The sequence below is a fragment of the Vibrio sp. NC2 genome (genome assembly GCF_025195005.1).
Taxonomy (GTDB): Bacteria; Pseudomonadota; Gammaproteobacteria; order Enterobacterales; family Vibrionaceae; genus Vibrio; species Vibrio splendidus.
Genome location: NZ_JANVFC010000003.1, coordinates 353,380 through 371,458 on the forward strand (window position 1 = coordinate 353,380; position 18,079 = coordinate 371,458).

Consider the following 18,079-nt stretch of genomic DNA (forward strand, 5'->3'; position numbering starts at 1 on the left):
TCAAGTACAGCGAATTGGCGAGTTAAGCTTGTAGCATCTCGTCACTGAATAGCTCCGCGCAACCAATACCATTAATGGCGCAGCTTTCATCAATGTCTGAAATGTCACCGCTGACGCCGATAGCACCCAGTACCGTTTTATCCTTGTCTCGAATCAGTAGCCCCCCTGGAACTGGCACCATGTTTCCGTGTGCGAGCACGTTTACGGCGGAGATGAATGCTGGTCGGTTGTCAGCATCTTGGGCGAGTTTTCTAGAGGAACAACCCAGTGCGAGTGCCCCCCACGCTTTAGCAATCGCGATGTCTGGTCGCATCATGCTAGAGCCGTCTTGACGTTGCAGAGAAATCAGTTTGCCACCGCTGTCTAAGACGGCGACCGTCAAAGGCTCAGTGTGGATCTTGTTTCCCGCTTGTAAGGTGCCATCGATGATGGTTAACGCTTGTTGTAGAGTCAAACTTCCCATGTTATCTCCTAGTTTTTCAAGGGGCCGTGTACCAAGCTAAGTCAGCCAATCATTACTCTTGTTGTGAATATCATCGACTGATTCAGCTCGGTACAAGAGTCCTAACTGGACTCTTGTAATAGCCCATAGCTGGGTAAAGTTAGGAAGGCGGCGAACTCTTCGGCTGTAGAAAGTTGATAGAAAAGATCAGCTGTCTCTTCAAATCGACCTGCTGTATAGCGCGAGTCTCCGACTTCATGTTTTATGGTGTCTAGCTCTTGGTAAAGCCAAGAGTGGAATAGTGATTTGGTAAAGGTTTGGCCATCATCGAGAGTTACCCCGTGGTGGATCCATTGCCAGATATTGGCTCTCGAGATCTCTGCGGTGGCGGCATCTTCCATAAGACCGTAGATAGGTACACAGCCGTAGCCTTGAATCCAAGCTTCGATGTAATACAGCGCGATGCGGATATTTTTACGTACTCCTGCTTCGTCGCGGCTGCCTTCACAAGGTTTTAGCAACGAGTCTGCATTGATCACATGCTCTGGGCTTTGGAAATCCATTTGGTTTACTTTGCCATCAAGGTGCTTATCGAATATCGACATCGCTAAATCAACCAGTGCAGGGTGCGCGACCCAAGTGCCATCGTGTCCGTTTTGAGATTCTCTCTGTTTGTCTTCAATGACTTTGGCCGTCACTCGCGCCATCTCTTGCGGGTCTTTCGCTGGAATAAAGGCTGACATACCACCCATTGCCAGTGCGCCGCGAGCATGACAGGTGCGCACCAACAGTTGGCTATAGGCGTTGAGGAATTCTTGATCCATGCCGATACCGTGTCGATCTGGCAGGATGCGGTCTTTATGGTTCTTCAGCGTTTTGATATAGCTGAAGATGTAATCCCAACGGCCACAGTTCATCGCTACGATATGATCACGCATTGCATACAAGATCTCTTCCATTTGGAATACGGCTGGCAGAGTTTCAATCAACACGGTCGCACGAATGGTGCCTTTGGGTACGTGGAAATAGTTTTCGGTGAAGCTGAAAATATCGTCCCACCACTGTGCTTCTTCCATGCTTTCAAGTTTTGGAATGTAGTAGTAAACCCCCAAACCTTGTTGTGCACGTGATTGATAGTTGTGGAAAAAGTACAAGGCGAAGTCCATCAAGCAACCGCCGATAGGCTGATTGTTGAATTGAATGGACTGCTCAGGTAAATGAATACCACGTGGGCGGGCAATCAGCAGTGCAGGATCGTCGTTTAATTGGTAACGCTTCTGCTTCTTCTCATCGAAGTAGCTAATGGTGCCAAGGTTGGCGTCTCTTAGGTTGATTTGCCCTTCGACCATATTGGCCCAAGTCGGGGAAGACGCATCTTCAAAGCAGCACATGAAGACTTTCGCGCCTGAGTTTAGCGCGTTGATCACCATCTTTCTTTCGATAGGCCCGGTGATCTCTACGCGGCGATCCAGTAGCTCTGTTGGAGGTGTTGCCACTTTCCACTCTTTATTCTGACGAATGGAAATGGTGTCTTTTCTGAAATTGGGTAGCTCACCCTCGTCATATTGAGCTTGTTTTGTGTCGCGGTCACTTAGCAGGGCATGACGGCGATCTCCAAACTTATTGACGAGAGCTTCTAAGAATTTTAATGCATCTTTAGACAAGATCTCTTTGTACTCGGAGTTGTCCATATTCCCGAGTACCTGCATACACTGTACTTCTTCTCTCTCTTTTACGTCATTCATCATTGTTGTCTCCTTTGAACAATACGATGTCACTTTGTATACAAAATGCTCTTTTTAAGGATATTTATATTGTAGAAATTGTAAACAAGCAAACGGTATTTAACATTTATTTATCATTTGGTCTTTTTGTAATTTATTTTTACGTAAAGATATTTTATGTAAAGCAATGAATTGTAAGCTTTTCAGGATGAGTGCGTACTTAATGTGATGGGTTGATGTAACAAAATTGTTTCATTTTGGGGTTGATAAATAGCTAGGATGGTTCATAGTACACAAAAGTTAGTTTAATTGTATACAATCTGAGCTGGAGGTTCGAATGGCAATTATGAAAGCGATTGAAGCAGCGGTAGAGGTGCTTAAACGTGAAGGTGTAGACATCGCATTTGGTGTTCCCGGCGCAGCAATTAACCCTATGTATGCGGCTATGAAAAAGCTCGGAGGAATCGACCACGTCTTAGCTCGTCACGTAGAGGGTGCATCCCATATGGCTGAAGGGTATACGCGTACCAATCAAGGCAATATAGGTGTGTGTATTGGTACTTCTGGTCCTGCGGGAACGGACATGATCACGGGTCTTTATTCTGCGTCTGCTGATTCGATTCCAATTCTATGTATCACAGGCCAAGCGCCCCGTGCTCGTCTTCATAAAGAAGATTTCCAAGCGGTAGACATTGAATCTATCGCTAAACCAGTCACTAAATGGGCAACCACGGTGCTGGAACCTGCACAAGTGCCACGCGCATTCCAAAAAGCCTTTCATTTGATGCGTTCGGGTCGCCCGGGGCCAATCCTGATAGATCTACCGATTGATGTTCAACTGGCTGAGATTGAGTTTGATATCGATACCTATGAACCGCTAGAACCTTACAAACCGCAAGCAACTCGCGCGCAGGTTGAGAAAGCATTAACCATGATGTCTCAATCGGAGAAACCGCTGATTGTATCGGGTGGTGGCGTGATTAATGCTGGCGCGTCCGAATTGTTGCAACAGTTTGCCGAGATCACTGGAGTTCCTGTGATTCCAACCTTGATGGGTTGGGGCTCGATCCCAGATGATCATGAATTAATGGCAGGCATGGTAGGGCTACAAACTTCTCACCGTTACGGTAACGAAACCATGCTGAACTCTGATTTTGTGTTTGGTGTCGGTAACCGATGGGCAAACCGTCATACCGGCTCTGTCGATGTTTACACTGAAGGCCGAAAGTTTGTTCACGTTGATATTGAACCGACCCAAATCGGCCGTGTGTTCTGCCCTGATTTAGGTATTGTCTCTGATGCAAAAGCAGCGCTTGAGTTAATGGTTGAAGTGGCGCAGGAGTGGCGTGACGCTGGCAAGTTGCCGAACCGAAATGCTTGGGCAAGTGAGTGTCAGGAACGTAAATCGACCATGCTGCGTAAAACCAATTTCGATGAAGCGCCAATGAAACCGATGCGTGTTTATGAAGAGATGAACAAGGCATTTGGCCGTGACACTTGCTATGTGAGCACCATTGGTTTGTCGCAAATTGCCGCTGCTCAATTCCTACATGTTTATAAGCCGCGTAACTGGATCAACTGTGGTCAAGCAGGTCCACTAGGTTGGACAACGCCCGCTGCATTAGGCGTACGAGCGGCCGATCCAGATCGCGATATCGTTGCTATCTCTGGTGATTACGATTTCCAATTTATGATCGAAGAACTGGCGGTAGGTGCGCAATTTAACCTGCCATACATTCATGTGTTGGTGAACAACTCGTACTTAGGATTGATTCGCCAAGCACAGCGCCAATTTGATATCGATTATTGTGTACAACTGGCGTTTGATAACCAGAATGCGCCAGAGCTTGAAGGCTACGGTGTTGACCATGTCGCAGTAGTTGAAGGTTTAGGTTGTAAGGCGATTCGAGTTCGTGAACCTGAGAAAATTGCCGCTGCGTTTGAACAAGCCAAAGAGTTGATGAATAAGCATAAAGTACCGGTTGTTGTTGAGCTGATTCTTGAGCGAGTGACCAATATTGCGATGGGCGTAGAGATCAACGCCATCAACGAATTTGAGCCACTTGCCGAAAGCCGCGGCGATGCTCCAACGGCGCTGGCGTACAAGTAATCATTAAGTCATGTGTATCCGTAGAGTTGAGGTTTAGCTCTACGGAAAGTCTCCAATAGAGCGAGGCTTACTAAGCAACCGTAGCTCCACCAAATAACCGTTGCTTCACTAAACAGTCATAGTTTCACCAAATAAAGAATAAGGACAGAGTCATGGCAAAATTTGCAGCAAACTTGTCAATGTTATTCACGGAAGTTGATTTTATGGACCGCTTTGAAGCCGCCGCAGAAGCGGGCTTTCAAGGTGTGGAATATCTTTTCCCTTACGCCTTTGATGCTCAGGCAATCAAAGCAAAGCTCGATGCTAACAACCTAGAGCAAGTGCTATTCAACCTGCCCGCGGGTGATTGGGACGCTGGCGACCGTGGTATCGCGGTAGACCCTGCGCGAGTTGAAGAGTTTCAAGCGGGTGTACCTAAAGCCATCGCTTACGCAAAAGCGCTTGGCTGTACTCAAGTGAATTGCTTGGCGGGGATTGTTCCGCAAGGTGTGACCCAACAAGACGCGCAATCGGCGTTTGTGATTAACCTGCATTACGCGGCGAACGCGCTAGCAGCAGAAGGCATTAGCTTAGTGATAGAAGCGATCAATACACGCGATATTCCGGGCTTCTTCTTGAACACGACTGAGCAAGCCAAAGCGATCATCAAAGAGGTAGGGAGCGATAACCTTTCTATCCAATACGATATTTATCACATGCAAATTATGGAAGGCGATCTCACGCCGACCATGCAACAGAACATTGGTCAAATCGCACACGTGCAACTGGCTGATAACCCAGGCCGACACGAACCGGGTACTGGCGAAATCAATTATCCATTCGTGCTCAATTATCTTGATGAGCTTGGCTATCAAGGCTGGGTTGGCTGCGAATACAAACCTAAAACGACAACGACAGAAGGCCTTGGTTGGCTGCACCAGTACCGTTAATTGCGTCTGGTAACCCTCAAACGTTAAGGAGAACAACATGTCTAAAATTGCATTTATCGGAACTGGCATCATGGGGAAACCTATGGCGAGTAACCTTCAAAAAGCAGGTCACGATTTGATTCTGTCGGATCACTTTAATGCAGCACCTGCCGATCTTGTGGCAGCAGGCGCGACGGTCTGCCATTCACCCGCAGAAGCGGCAGAGGCGGCGGATGTCATTATCCTAATGGTGCCGAATACGCCTCAAGTGGAAGACGTCCTGTTTGGTGACAATGGCGTCGAGCAAGGCCTTACCGCCGGTGGCGCTGCTGGAAAACTGGTTATCGATATGAGTTCAATCTCGCCAATCGCGACCAAAGCCATTGCAGCGCGAATCAACGAAGGCGGCGCGTCATACCTTGATGCTCCGGTATCAGGTGGCGAAGTAGGCGCTATCAATGCGGCGCTGACTATCATGGTGGGCGGTGAGCAAGACGCCTTTGATAAAGCACGACCTCTGTTCGAAATCATGGGTAAGAATATTACGCTGGTGGGTGATAACGGAGCAGGCCAAACGTGTAAGGTCGCAAACCAAATCATCGTTGCTCTGAATATCGAAGCCGTGTCTGAGGCGTTAGTCTTTGCTTCGAAAGCCGGTGCTGATCCAGCACGAGTTCGTCAAGCGCTATTAGGTGGCTTTGCTAACTCTAAGATATTGGAAGTGCACGGTGAGCGTATGGTTGAAGGCACATTCGACCCGGGCTTTAGAATCTCACTTCACCAAAAAGACCTCAACTTAGCGCTAACGGGCGCACAAGAGCTAGGGGTTGCACTACCTAATACGGCTAACGCTCAAGAGTTGTTTGGCGAGTGTGCCGAAATGGGTGGCGAAGGTTGGGACCACTCTGCGCTTATCCAAGCGATTGAGAAACGTTCTGACCACTCGATTCGTTAATTAATTAGGGCTGCTATCGATGCGTAGCCCAACAGTTTGTTTATAAATCGCGTAGTTTCGTCTCCTTTTATACGCGTTCCTGATACGAGGCAGAGGTTGAAGTTGTTCCTTTCCAACTTGATCTTAGCAGGCACCCTTTGGCCTTGTATCGGGGTTCTTTTTTTCTCCGTCAACTAAGGAGTGGCTGATGGACATTGATGCTAAGCAGTTTCTGCAAACCCTTTTCTCAAGTGCTGTTAATCAGGCGCTACCTAAAAATCACATCGAACCTTTTCTTCCTCAAGACATTTTTTATCGCTCTGCTAACCAAGCTGGGCGAACTGTCGTTATAGGAGCAGGTAAAGCAGCCGCGTCGATGGCCGCTGAGCTCGAAGCCGTCTGGCAAGTTAAACAACAGCAAGATCTCGCACTGCGTGATCTTGAAGGCTTAGTCGTGACCCGCTACGAACACACCGCCCCTTGCGAAAATATCGAAGTGATTGAAGCAGCGCATCCTGTGCCAGATGCGATGGGTTTAGAAGTGAGCCAACGTATGCTGCAATTGGTGAGTGGCTTGAGCGCCGATGACACGGTTATTTGCCTACTGTCGGGCGGTGGCTCTGCTTTGCTAAGTTTGCCCGGTGGTGACATCAGCCTAGCAGAGAAGCAACAAATCAATAAGGCGTTGCTTAAATCAGGCGCCGCCATTGATGAGATGAACTGTGTTCGCAAACATCTATCTTCGATAAAAGGCGGTCGACTTGCTAAAGCGGCGTATCCTGCAAGGGTTGTGTCACTGGCGATTTCAGATGTGCCGGGCGATGACATTAGTGTGATTGCCTCTGGCCCAACCGTACCCGACACCACCACGCGTTTTGATGCGATGGCCATTTTAGAACGTTATCAAATAGAAACACCACGCTCGGCATTTGAATGGCTAAATAATCCAGAGTCAGAGACCATTAAGCCGGATGACGTCTGTTGGAAGAACGCGGAGCACCATATTATCGCCACCCCGATGTCGGCATTGGAATCCGCTGCAGCAGAAGCTGAAGGCTTAGGTATTCCGGCTTATGTGTTGAGTGATTGCATAGAGGGAGAAGCGCGAGATGTCGCGAAAGTGCATGCTGCGCTGGCCAAACAAGTGGCTAATAACAAGCACCCATTTGAGACGCCTTGCGTGATACTTTCCGGCGGCGAAACCACAGTAACCGTTAAAGGCAATGGCCGTGGTGGGCGCAATTGCGAGTTCCTCTTAAGTTTGTATAACGAGCTTAAGGGACAAGACAACATATTTGCATTAGCTGCCGATACCGACGGGATTGATGGTGTTGAAGACAATGCGGGAGCATGGATCACGCCTCAAACATGGCAACAAGGTTCGAGCCTGTCGCTTAAAGCGCAAGACTACCTCGATGCCAACAATAGCTACGACTTTTTCAAGCAAGTCGATGTACTTCTTACCACGGGGCCAACGCTGACCAATGTGAATGACTTCCGCGCGATATTGATTCTTTAACTTGAACAGTTCAAAAACACGGTATGGAATGGTCGCTTCTTAACAAATAGAGCGGCCATTTTATTGTTATCAATGCGGTGACCTTGAGTTCTGAGATTATCTTCTGGACTAATGAAGCACGTTGATTACTATGATTTTAGTAACGAGCTGTAAAGGATGCAATATGTCTAGGATCAGACAAAAGAATCAAGATTTAATCATCGAAGTCGCGTGTGAACAATTCGCTACTCATGGTTATGCCGCAACAAAAATGGCTGACATCGCAAAAGCGGCCGACATTCCCAAACCCAACGTCTTCTATTATTTCAGCTCTAAAGATAAGCTCTACAATGCCGTTCTAGAAACCGTCACTCAGCCTTTACTGGAAGCATCTCGTCCAATTGAAGAGCTCAGCGATCCTGTTGAAGCCTTGTCCCAATATATTCAAACCAAACTGATCATTTCTCGCGACCATCCACATGCCTCTAAAGTGTTTGCCAATGAAGTGATGTCTGGCGCGAAAGTGCTGCCGAAAGAGATTGGCGATGAGCTGTATAAGCAATCCCAGATGATCCTCGATAAGTTCTCAACATGGTCGGCACAAGGTCTAATGGATGAGGTTCCTGCACATCATTTAATGTTTACCATCTGGGCGGCTACTCAAACCTACGCCGATTTTGGCTGGCAGATTTGCAGCGTGATGCAGAAAGATAAGCTCGATGACAAAGACTATGAAGATGCCGCTGAGTTCATCACGCAGCTAGTGATTAAAGGGTGTGGTGTGAAAATCTAACGTTATTTGAATGTTTTTTTTGGGTCTGCGATTGCAGGCCTTTTTTGTTTGTGCATTTGAGTGAGCATATGTGCAAAGCTACTTTTGTGACCCGTTGTGCAATAACTCATTTATCTTGAATTCGGTTCGATTAGGTATGCCATTTTATTTAAATGACAGGTTATAGTATCGCGAAAATTGGCGGCACTTACTCTTCTGAAAAGCGAAAAGCTGGAAACTTATAGATGAAGCCGCTAACAATATTACACGCACAACATTAAGGTTTAGCAATGACGCTTAAAAGCTTGGCATGCACCATCAGCGCAGTTCTGCTTGCAGGTTGCGGTTCAACGGTCGCGACGCAAACATACAATGCTGATCTGATCATCACCAACGGACAGGTTCTAACCATCAACTCTGAAATGGATGTGATTGATGATGGCGTGGTAGTGGTGAAAGACGACCAGATTATCGCAGTTGGTAACGAGGATTTGATCACTCAATATCGCGCTGAAAAGGTGATTGATGCTCAAGACGGAATCGTTATGCCAGGCATGGTGAACGCGCACAACCATTTACCTATGATTGCGTTTCGTGGCTTAGGGGAAGAGGGTATTTCGAACCGCTTGTTCGCTTACTTCTTCCCTCTAGAAGCCGAAAAGCTAAGCCGTGAACTGATTTACAACGCAACTAAGCTTGGCTCTATCGAATTGGCACAAAGCGGTGTGACCACTTATGCTGATATGTATTACCACATGGATGAAATGGCAAAAGCGACCAAAGAAGTTGGCTTGCGCGCCGTGTTGGGCGAAACCGTGATTAAGTTTCCAGTGGTCGATGCTAAAGAACCTTACGGTGGGATTGAGTATGCCAAAGGCTTTATTGAGCAGTACAAAAACGACGAGTTAATCACACCTGCTTATGCACCACACGCGGTGTACACCGTGAGTAAAGATAAGCTGCAAGAAATCAACAAGCTGTCTGCTCAATACGATGTGCCAGTGCTGATTCACGTTGCTGAATTCCCGAATGAAGAAAAGCGCATCAAAGACGAAACCAAAGCCACGTCACCGGTCGAATACATGGATGAAATCGGCGTACTTGATGAGCGTGTTGTGATTGCTCACGGTATTCACCTTTCAGAGAATGACCAAAAGCTTCTCAAGCAAGCTGACGCGGGTATCTCATACAACCCAATGGCGAACGCCAAAGGCGCGACGGGAATTGCACCTGCGTGGGATATGTACCGTGCTGATATGCGTATTGGCTTGGGAACAGACGGCCCAATGAGCTCTAACCAAGTCGATATCATGCGTACTCTAAGCTACGCAGCCAACATGCAACGCTTAAAGCATTCTGACCGCACTATCATGATTCCTGAACAAGTCATTGAGATGGCGACATTAGGTGGCGCAAAAGCCCTACACATGGAAGATCAAATTGGTTCTCTTGAAGTGGGTAAGAAAGCAGATATCGTGATTGTAGAAACACAATCAGCGAACATGATGCCAAGTTACGACCCATACGCGACATTGGTTTACCAAGCGAACCCAAGCAACATCGACACCACCATCGTTAACGGCCAAATCGTGATGGAAAACCGCGTAATGCAGACAGTTCAACTGGATGATATCCGCCAAAGCGTCGATGAGTTTGAAGCTGACATTACTGAGTTTGCCAAAGAGCTTTCAAAGAAGGCTATTAAGTCTAAGAGCTTGATGGATTAGGCCGTGAATCGGATTCTAAAAATCGAATAGAAGTAACAAGGCCGACATCATGTCGGCCTTTTTTGTTACGAACTCTCTCCAGAACCTTACTCCTTGAACCTCAGTTCTTTGGATGACAGCAACACTTGGTTAATTGAGGTTGCACTTGGTTAGTTAGAGAAGATCTTGATTAATTAAAGTAGCACTTAGCTAATTAGAGCAACTGTTGCCGTTAGGGATACCGCTACCTAAGAACTCGACGCGAATCTGTTCGATATCTTTTAGGTACTGGTTGTTCGCTTGCTCGGTTTTATCAAAGTTGTTAAGCGTGACATTCCATGAAGTGAATGGGGTGGGCTGGAAGTACGCGTATTCGAACTCATTCGCTACGGCGCCATCGCTAATGATGCTGATGTCGTTGGTGGTTGGATCATCTAGGCGATAGTAGAACGCGCGTGAAACGGGGTTAGAGCTGAACTGGTAATCTTGATTTTCGTATCGATCGGCATAGTTGCCTGAACTGGAGACTCGCAGGTTGAATTGCTTGCCATAAGGTAAGTTTTCACCCTCTAAGAACACTCGTACCGTGGATAGCCTAACGCGGTCAAACGAGCAGAGTTGGACTTGCTCTAATGGAATAGAGAAGTTGAGCTGTCCGGTTGTTGCAAAGCTTTCGAGTTGTTCTGGGCTGGAAATGGTGTAGTTATCGATGGTGAAATCTTGTGGCGCGGGTTGGAAAGAAGACAGAGCATTCACATACTCACTTTCGATGGACGCCAAATCAAACTGGTAGTCCAAGTAGCTTTTGCTGAGAGAAGGCGTGATCTCGCTTGGCTTCAATGCCCAATATTCGTATGCCTGAACATAGTTAGATAAAGCAATGTACATCGGACGTTTGAAGTGCATCAATACTCTCGACAGTTCACGTTCAATCGAATCGAAGTTGTCGGTATCTATCTGATAACCCCCAATTGCATCATTCAGTCTTTGCTGTTGATTGATGGTTACGTTATTGGTTAACAACAAGTCGACCAGCTTTGCTTGTTCCTGAGCAAAGTTAAGCTGGGTGATGTTGATTGCCTTACCCAGAAGCACCTGTTTCTCAAGCTCAAGTAAGTACTGTCTCGTCCCTTTGATTCCTAAGCTATCGGCATATCTTAAGTTGCTGCGGATCTCGGTGATCATCAGATCCCACGCTAGATTGCTTTCATTGATGGTTGGGATATTGAAGTTAAAGCCATCCATCGCTTCCGATATCTTCTGGAACTTGATGGTTGATTTAATATCCGCGGTGAGCTGAGAGATACCAGAAATCGTTTTGGTGACGCTATCAATAATGCCCGTGACAGACTTGATATTGGTGACGAGGTTTTTCGCTTTTTCTAATGCTTCTGGGGTTTTAGCCAATTGCTCGGTTAGGTCATTGACCCCTGAAAGGTTGCCTGTGAACACGCCACTCACTGCACTGCCAATCTCGGCTATTGCTTTGAAAATCGCCAAAGCTGCATTGAGTTGCTGCTGGGTTTTCCAATTCTCTACGCCAACTAGATAAGTCGTTCTTGCATCGAGAGTCACTAACTCCTGAGCTTTGTATTGGCTATCTACTTCGGTCAGGCTATCGCCTATCTTGTCTATGTTGGACTGGGTTTGTGTGATGATTGAAGTTTGTGCTCTAAGAACGTCTTCGATGTTAGCGAGTGCCAACTTAGCCGCTTCAATCTTGTCTTCAATGACGGTGCTTCTATCTTGAATAATGTTCCATTGAGCTTGATACGCGACCATCGCTTTCAGATACGCTTCGTATTTATCTTGGTACAACACCTTATCGAGATAAGGCACATAGTGGCTCTCTTTGGTGCTGAAGCTAATGAATTGTTTGAACGCGACGGTTTGCAAGTAAAGGTCTGAAAGGATTGGGTCGTCTTCTACCACTGAACCTGAGTAACGTAAGCTCTGCTCAACCCAGTTGATGAGGTCGAGGCTAAGTTCTGGGTTGGTATCGTATAAGCTGGCGGCCATATCAAAAGAACGATTAACAATGTCTGTAAAAGGCTCAGAAGCCAATTTCATTTGCCCTGTGATGTTCGAGTCGATGGTGGTTCTTCGGTAGTGCTCTCCTGCTAATACTACAGATTCACCATCGCCAGTTTTTCCTGCTAGAGCGTCTCGTGTAATGCTGCCATCGCTTTGGAAAGCGAGCACATTAATCGGTGTCTCTATCTCGCCCGCAATCACAGAAATTGAGGCAGCAGAGCCTTGTTGTCCGAGCACAAATGTCGGCGTGCCTTGGCCAACGATTTTACGCGCAAAAATCAGGATGTTTTGGTTATTTACGAGCAAGTTGAAGTTCTCTGGAACCTCAATCGTATCTGCAAAAATGACAACTTTTGAAGGCTTAGTGACATAGAGGTTCTGCTCTGCAATCCAGTCACTTAGGTTGATGTGTAAATCGGATGTTGAACGCGATAGGACGCCAACATCGGAATAGGCCGATTGAACCCAGGTTGGGTATTCGGTTGAATTGGGTAAATTGTTCAGTTCAAGCCAGTCGCTAGAAAAAGCCTGTGGAGAAAATGAAAGAGAAATAATAATAGGTAGAAGTCTCATATTTATGTCCTGTCGAAATTAGTAGTCACCAAATTTTGGGTAGCAGAAGCCGCCACCTTAATTTGCTTAAGGTGCGGCTTCTTATTCGGAAGGTAATTTGGCTATCTTGTTATATTTTTAGCAGTTTCGTTGCTGTGTATAGCGTTTCTGTATATAGCGTCGATTTTATCTGTCGCGCTACTTTTCGATAGGTATAGGGACTATTCCATTTCTTGAATGTAAGCATTGTTTGCGAACGCTTTTGCTTTCTCACTAATATTACTCCAGTTACTTTCTGCAACCGTTGTATTGGCAAGCGCACCTATCGCGCCAAGCATTGCGTCGTCTTTCATGATATCGGCATTATCTTGAGCTTGTTCTAGTGCAACGAGCAGTGAAGTGAAGTCGGCATTCATTTTCTGCCAATTCAGTTTCAGCTTATTAATATGTGGAATCGCATTTTCAATTTGCTGAGAAATTATCTCGATGCTCTCCGAAGAGCGATGATAAGAGTTATATATCTTTTGCGTGTAAGTTAACTGCTCTTGAAGCTCTTTTACTTCGTTTTGTAATTCGTTACGAAGTTTGCGTGCTTTTTCTGCTTTATCGCCGTAGACGCCCATAATTGGCCCTGCAACCAGAGGGAACCAAGCATAAGTCACTGCGGTAGAGGCGACCGTAACGTAGTGAGTGTAATCTTTGTTGAGTTGAGTGATACGTGCATTGATGTCATTCACTCGTTGCTGAAGCGCACTGCCATCATCGCTTAGATAACCGTTATGGGTACCTTCCAACACATCTAGCTGCAATTTTTGCGTGTCCAGTGTGGCTGAAAATTCCAATAGACTTCCGCCAACGTCAGACACTTCTTGTTGGTATTTCATGGAAAAGTTCTGCAGGCTTTTTAGGTAAGCAATCGCCATTTTTCTGTTGCGTTCTACTGCTTCTATATCTTCCGGCAGGGGCGAGAATGCTTTGGCCAACATTTCATTCAAAGCATCGCTCAAAGGGGTGAGCATGTAGTCTTTAATTTGTGCGTAATTGGCCAAGCTTAATGAAAGGCCAACGATGCTTGGATAAAGATCTTTTTTCCAATAAAAGGCAGTATCGTGAATGTTTGAGTATTGCTCGACCAGTGCTTGAAAATTAGAGAAAGGAATGTCGTTAGGAATACTTAAAGTCGACTTCATACTGGCTTCTGTCACGGGCAGTGCTAAAGCACCTTCGACATAGGCTTGGATCTGATACCACTCTTGCTGCTTGAGAATAAAGTTGTCGGTATCTAAATCAATAAAGACGCCATTCTCACCGATTATCGTATCGTAGGTGACTTGAGGTATGTTTTGTTCAGCTGACGCTTGGTTAATTTGAACTGTAGCTGCTTGAGAAGTGAAAGCAAAAGAAGAAAGTAGCCCAATTGAAATCGAAGATAGTACGAGTGTTTTAGTGATTTTTTTCATCGTTTAGCCCTGTTAGATTTGTTATTAGCTTTTTACAAAGACAATAATCCCCCTACCATTCGATGGCATTTTTAAATATTTATGAAGGGTTATTGAATAGTTTTATATTGTTATTCTTATAATTATTTTTTTGTTTTTAAAATTGACTCCTTTAATGTGTTTTTTGTTTTTATAAGATTTGGTCAATCTATAGTAGATTTATAATGAAAAGTTCTATTTAGATCACATATTTGGATTCATATTGATTGATTGTTGATCTATTGAATTTAATGATATTTAAGTCACTACTCTTGTGTCTTTTGTCAGGCTAGGTATAGAAAGGCCTCGAGAGGTTTTTATTCTATTCATAAATGCGATAAGTGATAAAAGTATAATTATCCTCACAATTCCCATTATTACTAAATCTGTTGATTAATTTGATGAATATATAAATAGAACGAGCGTTTTAAATTTGATCCGTGCCAGATAATGTTCAAGTTTTATATTAAGGAAAGTTTTTGTTAGTGGCTTTTTATTAGCGAGTGTTTTATTAGTGGAAATTATATTAGATGAAGTTAAATTAGATTCTCTTTAATTAATAACATTGTTTTGGATTTATTAAGGCTGGAGTTATTTAAGGAAATAGATGGATACGTAGGTTGAGAGGACATCATGTTCATGGGGTTTTAGAATGTTTGCGATATTTTCGAATCTTTAGGATGTTCTGGGTGTTTGCCCATCAAAGCCACGCGCTTTGGCTTGCAGTGTTTGATGGGCAAGTGTCTTAGTTAGTTGTTATTCATCGCCAACTTACCAAGCTTCATTGCGGCAGCGTGGTGGCGGTGCATCAGCCGCTCCATGTCTACGCCAATAACGGCGCCATCATTAACTCGCCATTTTCCGGCTACCATCACTTTATCCGCTTGTTGAGCACCACAAAGTAGTAATGCGGCCAGTGGGTCGTGGCTGCCAGAAAAACGAATATCATCGAGTTTGAACATCGCGATGTCGGCTTGTTTTCCGACTTCTAGTGTACCGATATCCGTTCTACCCATTGCGCGTGCAGAGCCTGATGTCGCCCAGCGCAGTGCGTCGAAGTGTGAAACATTGGCAGAGCCATATTGCAGGCGTTGTAAGTACATCGCCATGCGCACTTCGGCAATCATATTGGAGCCGTCATTGGAGGCCGAACCATCGACACCTAGGCCGACTTTCACGCCAGCGGCTTCGAGGTCGTTGTTCTTACAAATACCGGAAGCCAGCATCATGTTGGACGTCGGGCAGTGGCTGATGCCAATGCCTGCTTTGCCCAATCGTTTGATCTCTTCTGGGTTGAAGTGAATGCCGTGTGCAAGCCAAGTGCGTTCATTCAGCCAGCCGACATCTTCTAGGTAATCGACAGGGCGTAGACCGAACTTCTCGATACAGAAGTCCTCTTCATCGAGCGTTTCGCATAGGTGAGTGTGCATCATCACGTTCTCACGCTCACTGATCTTGGCGGTCTCTTTCATCAGGTCGGTGGTGACTGAGAACGGCGAACAAGGCGCGAGTGCGATTTGAATCATCGCCCCTTCATCGCGCTGGTGGTAATCGCGGATCAAGCGTTGGCTGTCATCGATAATGGTTTGTTCGGTTTGAATGGTGTGTCGTGGAGGTAGCCCACCTTCATCTTCCCCAAGGCTCATGGAGCCGCGCGTAAATATCGCTCTTACACCTAGTTTCTCTGCGGCCTCAACTTGTAAATCGATGGCGTGCTCTAGCCCGTTTGGCAGCAAGTAATGATGGTCTGACGCTGTGGTACAGCCCGACATCATCAACTCAACCAGAGCTAACTCTGTGGCAAGGCTCATCATCTCTGAGTCGAGATTGGCCCAAACTGGATAGAGGCTTTGTAGCCAATGGAAGAGTTCTTTATTCAGTGCGCCGGGGTAGGCACGCGTTAGGGTTTGATAGAAGTGGTGGTGCGCATTGATAAGCCCAGGAGTCACAACATGACGAGAGGCGTCGACGCTGTAATCTACGGGTAAGGTCGGTTCTTTGTGTTTGCCAACCAGCTCAATGATTGTATTACCTTTAATGACAATACCGCCTTCTGCATCAGCCAGTGAGCCAGTGTAGATTGCGAGAGGATTCTTAATCCAGATGGTTTCCATTCATAGTAGTCCTTAGCCATCTCAGCCTTTTCAGGGAAGAGGGTCTTTATTGGTATTTGCTGTTGAAAGATAAATTCGAATCAGGGCGTTAAAACGTTCAATGCTCTAATCAGCCCTGATCCTACGGAAATCGGTTTTACATTAGTCAGTGAACCAGTTAGTTCGTTTTGGGCTCAGGGTTATCTGATGCCGCTTGAACGTCGGCTTCTGTACTTGCTTGTTGAATCTCTAATTGGTCGTTTGACTGTAACTCTTCTTCAGCTTGCTCTTTCATTTCTAGCTCAACTTGCGCTTGGCTTTCGGCCAGTGCTTCTTGCTCTTCTGCTCGTGAAGATTTCGGCAACACAAGGTTTAGAAGAACCGTCATGATGGTGCCTGTTGTAATGCCAGAGTGAAGAAAGTTCGCAAGGTCATGCGGCAAGTGTTGCAGCAACCTTGGTTCGAAAGTGACGGCTAAGCCAGACGCTAAACCAACACAGATTACCAAGGCATTTCGCTTGGTGTCTGCGGCCTTGATCAACATGCGGATACCCGCGTAGGCAATCATTCCGAACATCACAAAACCCACACCACCTAGAACAGGTTTCGGAATCGTGACGGCAATAGCGGCTAATTTCGGGAATAAGCCGCCTAAAATTAGCAAACCACCGGTTGCAGCCACTACATAACGACTTGCTACACCTGTGATACCCACAATACCGACGTTTTGGCTGAACGATGCCAGTGGCATTGCCGTTAAAATCGAAGATAAGGTACTGCCAAGGCCATCGCCCAATAGCCCACGTTTTAAGTCTTTACCGCTGACTTGGGTTTGGCAGTTGTTGCCTAATGCCATGAAATCACCCGTAGCTTCGGCGATAACCACTATGTACACCAAGCTCATGCTGATGATGGCACTCGCAGAAAAGGTAAAGCCATATTTGAAGGGCTCAGGTCCGCCAACCCAAGCGGCAGAGCTGATTTGCTCAAGGTCGACCATGCCGAGTGATAGCGCCACAATATAACCGCCCGCTAAACCAATCACGATGGCCGAAGCGGCAACCGCGCCTTTACAGTAAACCGATACGCCAACCACAATCCCCAAAGAGATCAGTGCTAGAAACAGCTTTGGCAGCGTGGCGAATTGTTCTGTGTTGGCAGGAGAGTCTCCGACCCAGTTCATGGCAACCGGTAAAATGGTTAAGCCGATTAAGGTAACCACTACACCACTTACCACGGTTGGGAACAGTTTCCGAACCTTGTCCATATAGAAGCTGGCACCAATCACCACGAACGAGCCGATAAGCGCTGAGCCCATGATCGCGGCGACACCGCCTTCATTGCCGATTGAAATGGCGACGCCCAAAAAGGCAAAGCTCGAACCCATCACAACGGGCAGCCGAATACCAATAGGACCAAAGCCAAGACATTGAGCGACAGTCACAATACCTGACGCCAGCAGCGCAGCATTGATCAATGAAACTATCTCGGTGTTAGGCAAGCCAATTGACGCGCCGACAATAAGGGGAACAGCGACGATGCCACCAATCGAGGCGAGCATGTGCTGTAATGCGAGTAGGAAGGTTAAGCTGTGAGGCGGTCTTTCATTTAGGGTGTACAGAAGTTTCATTTGATATTCCTCTGCCTGTGTTTCCGTTTACAGGCGATTGGCGGTCAAATAATGACTTCTACAAACTGCGTAGGGTCATAAAAAAGGTGCACTAACCGAGCGGATATTTGTGTGTTCCGCCGATTAGCACAATTAGCTTTTTCTTAAAAATGTTGCCGGTAGCATGTGTATTGATTGCTTGGCCTGCGAACAAGCCAA

12 protein-coding genes are annotated in these 18,079 nt (G+C 46.2%); 6 read left to right on the forward strand and 6 right to left on the reverse strand.

Features of this window, described 5'->3' with window-relative positions; all coding sequences use genetic code 11:
- Nucleotides 1-22: 22 nt before the first annotated feature.
- Both NX845_RS06940 and aceB read right to left on the reverse strand, forming a co-directional pair.
- Nucleotides 23-463, reverse strand: coding sequence for a heme-binding protein (locus NX845_RS06940; protein ID WP_004732837.1), 441 nt, complete (start codon nucleotides 461-463; stop codon nucleotides 23-25).
- A 101-nt stretch (nucleotides 464-564) separates the two neighbouring features.
- The gene (aceB, locus tag NX845_RS06945) at nucleotides 565-2,190 is read right to left on the reverse strand and encodes a malate synthase A (RefSeq protein WP_260256710.1); all 1,626 of its coding nucleotides are present in this window, start codon (nucleotides 2,188-2,190) and stop codon (nucleotides 565-567) included.
- Between the two features lie 313 nt (nucleotides 2,191-2,503).
- On the opposite strand from aceB, the gene gcl reads away from it, so the two are divergent.
- The 6 genes from gcl (at nucleotide 2,504) to NX845_RS06975 (ending at nucleotide 10,115) form a co-directional block, all read left to right on the forward strand.
- A complete protein-coding gene (gene gcl / locus NX845_RS06950) occupies nucleotides 2,504-4,276 on the forward strand; it encodes a glyoxylate carboligase (protein WP_260256711.1) in 1,773 nt (590 codons plus the stop codon).
- A 152-nt stretch (nucleotides 4,277-4,428) separates the two neighbouring features.
- A complete protein-coding gene (gene hyi, locus NX845_RS06955) occupies nucleotides 4,429-5,205 on the forward strand; it encodes a hydroxypyruvate isomerase (protein ID WP_017075254.1) in 777 nt (258 codons plus the stop codon).
- 37 nt (nucleotides 5,206-5,242) lie between these two features.
- On the forward strand, nucleotides 5,243-6,139 hold the full coding sequence (locus tag NX845_RS06960) for a 2-hydroxy-3-oxopropionate reductase (RefSeq protein WP_048611851.1): 897 nt from the start codon (nucleotides 5,243-5,245) through the stop codon (nucleotides 6,137-6,139).
- A 187-nt stretch (nucleotides 6,140-6,326) separates the two neighbouring features.
- Nucleotides 6,327-7,637, forward strand: a complete 1,311-nt coding sequence (locus NX845_RS06965) for a glycerate kinase (protein ID WP_260256712.1) — start codon at nucleotides 6,327-6,329, stop codon at nucleotides 7,635-7,637.
- 163 nt (nucleotides 7,638-7,800) lie between these two features.
- Nucleotides 7,801-8,409 carry a TetR/AcrR family transcriptional regulator gene (locus NX845_RS06970; RefSeq protein WP_260256714.1) on the forward strand — a complete coding sequence of 203 codons (609 nt, stop codon included), beginning with the start codon at nucleotides 7,801-7,803 and terminating at the stop codon, nucleotides 8,407-8,409.
- 269 nt (nucleotides 8,410-8,678) lie between these two features.
- Nucleotides 8,679-10,115 (forward strand): amidohydrolase, encoded by a 1,437-nt coding sequence (locus NX845_RS06975; RefSeq protein ID WP_260256715.1) that lies wholly within the window; start codon nucleotides 8,679-8,681, stop codon nucleotides 10,113-10,115.
- A 189-nt stretch (nucleotides 10,116-10,304) separates the two neighbouring features.
- On the opposite strand, the gene NX845_RS06980 is transcribed toward NX845_RS06975, so the two are convergent.
- From NX845_RS06980 to NX845_RS06995, 4 genes are all read right to left on the reverse strand, one after another.
- Nucleotides 10,305-12,701 (reverse strand): hypothetical protein, encoded by a 2,397-nt coding sequence (locus NX845_RS06980; RefSeq protein WP_260256716.1) that lies wholly within the window; start codon nucleotides 12,699-12,701, stop codon nucleotides 10,305-10,307.
- A 200-nt stretch (nucleotides 12,702-12,901) separates the two neighbouring features.
- Nucleotides 12,902-14,140: an alpha-xenorhabdolysin family binary toxin subunit A gene (locus NX845_RS06985; RefSeq protein ID WP_260256718.1), complete on the reverse strand. Its 1,239-nt coding sequence runs from the start codon at nucleotides 14,138-14,140 to the stop codon at nucleotides 12,902-12,904.
- A 767-nt stretch (nucleotides 14,141-14,907) separates the two neighbouring features.
- Nucleotides 14,908-16,272 carry an 8-oxoguanine deaminase gene (locus NX845_RS06990; RefSeq protein WP_260256719.1) on the reverse strand — a complete coding sequence of 455 codons (1,365 nt, stop codon included), beginning with the start codon at nucleotides 16,270-16,272 and terminating at the stop codon, nucleotides 14,908-14,910.
- 157 nt (nucleotides 16,273-16,429) lie between these two features.
- Entirely contained in the window at nucleotides 16,430-17,881 is a 1,452-nt protein-coding gene (locus NX845_RS06995; protein ID WP_260256721.1) for a nucleobase:cation symporter-2 family protein, read from the reverse strand.
- Nucleotides 17,882-18,079 lie beyond the last annotated feature (198 nt).